2 pseudogenes are annotated in these 1947 nt (G+C 62.5%); both read right to left on the bottom strand.

The window, feature by feature from the left end:
- Positions 1–1132, bottom strand: a pseudogene (locus ASG03_RS09720) (RHS repeat protein); the annotation flags it as partial.
- A gap of 241 nt (positions 1133–1373) precedes the next feature.
- A pseudogene (locus ASG03_RS21670) lies at positions 1374–1947 on the bottom strand (hypothetical protein); the annotation flags it as partial.

The following is a 1947-nucleotide window of genomic DNA, read 5'->3' on the forward strand; positions in this document are numbered from 1 at the left end:
CGTAGACGTAGACCAGCGCCTCGACCTTGCCGAGGTCGACCGTCACATCGGTCGCGGGCGTGATCACGTCCTTGCCCGTCGTCTCGTTCCAGACGATCTTGTCCGTCCACACCACGAGATCGTAGACGCCGCCGGATTTCTGCATCGCCATTGCATGGGTTTCGGACGGCGCGTTGCTCAGGCTGTAGTTGATCGTGCTCCCGGCTGCGGCCGACCCGTCGTCGCCGGACTGCAGGATGGTCGTGAAGTTGTGGATCGCACTTGCGGCGAGCTTCGGGCTGCCATCGGCATGGAAGACGCCGAACTGGACTTCCATCGGGCCGCGGAAGGCGGCCGACGGCACGTCGAACAGCATGTAGATATAGGTCTGCTGCGAGCCGTTCTCGTAGGCGTTGAGCAGGTTGTTGAGGATCAGCTTGGCCTGTGCCGTCTCGCTTGCGCCGATGCCGGATGCGGATGCGTAGGTGGTGTAGCCCGTCTCGGTGATGACGATCGGATCGCCCTTGGAGGCCGCGGCGGCGAGATCCATCGACGTTTGCATGCTCTTGTCGTTGACGGCGCCCGTATGGGGATACGCATGGGCGTTGGCAAAGTCGGAATACTGTCCGAGGTCGCCCAGCGCCTTGTAGGCTTCCACGCTGTCATGGCTGATGCTGAGATTGAGCACGGCGACGTCGCTGAGGCCGGAGGCACCCTTGACCGCGGTGTACAAGGCCTTCTGGAAGGCGGCGGCCGCTTCCATGGTGAACGCACCGGTATAGGCGCCGTCGATATTGGCTTCGTTCAAGCCTTCGACGGAAAGGATGCTGCCGGGATGCGCCGCCTGAAAGGCCTTGAGGACATCGACATAGGCTGCCAGCCCGGCTGGACCGCGGGCGACGAGCTCGCTCGGCGTTGTGAAATCGAACTTGATGCCGGCGGCGGCCATGGCCTCCAGAACCGGCTTGGCTTCGCCGTAGGCGGCCAGCGAATCGCGCACCGTGTCGATGCCGAGATATTTGAGGCTCGAGATCGTCTGGCTCGAGTTCTTGTAGGCGTCCATATAATAGCCGCCACTGGTGTTGATGCCAATGGAACCGACAAAGCCGTTGGCGCTGACGGTTTTCGTGGTGATGACCGGGGTGGATGCCATAGTGGGACTGTCTCCATCGTCGTTTGAGGAGACGCTATCCGACCGCCAGAAAGAAACGTTTAGGCCATTAGCTCAACTTTTATCGATCCGCCGATTCGCCATCGGTCGGATCGACGCAGAGGGCGACGCACCGGATTCGGTCGCGTCGTCGGGGGTCGCCGGCTGATCCGAGGCCCGTCTGACGGAGCCGGGACGGCAAGCCGGTCGCGCATCGCCCGGGACGCTCCGCCCTTTCGGACGGTCAAACGAACAGGAAGTTGCCAGCGGTCACGCTGCCCACGGCAATGCCGGTCAGCGTAATGCTGTGGCCGTTGTCGAAGGAGATGACGGTGTCGCTGCCGATCTGGTGCATGTGCAGGTCGCCCATTCCTGTTGCCCAGTGACTGTCGAGAACGATCCGGTCCTGCGCGCCCGGCGTCACGTTGAAGCTCGACAGCGTGTCGTTGCCGCCCTCATAGTCGAAAGTGCCTCTGGCCGTGTTGCCGAACTGGATCGTGTCGTTGCCGATGCCACCATGGAAGGTCTGCTCGTTGGCATAGATCGTGATGGCGTGCGAGCCGTCCTGATGGCGGACATCGGCCAGCAACAGCTTGATGGCGCTGTCATAGGCGTCGGTCCGGACATTGCCGGTGCCATCCTTCAGGAAGGTCTCGACCGTACGCGATCCGTCTGCCGCCAGCGTGACATGGGTCGAGATCTGACCCGCGACGTCATAGGACGAAATCTCCTTGGTGCCGCCGGGATGGCGGACTTCCTTGTAGTCGTAGGATCCGTCGGCATGCAGGCGCTCGAGCAGCAGGATGTTGCCGGCCTTG

This window comes from Rhizobium sp. Leaf341 (assembly GCF_001424325.1).
Classification (GTDB): Bacteria; Pseudomonadota; Alphaproteobacteria; order Rhizobiales; family Rhizobiaceae; genus Ferranicluibacter.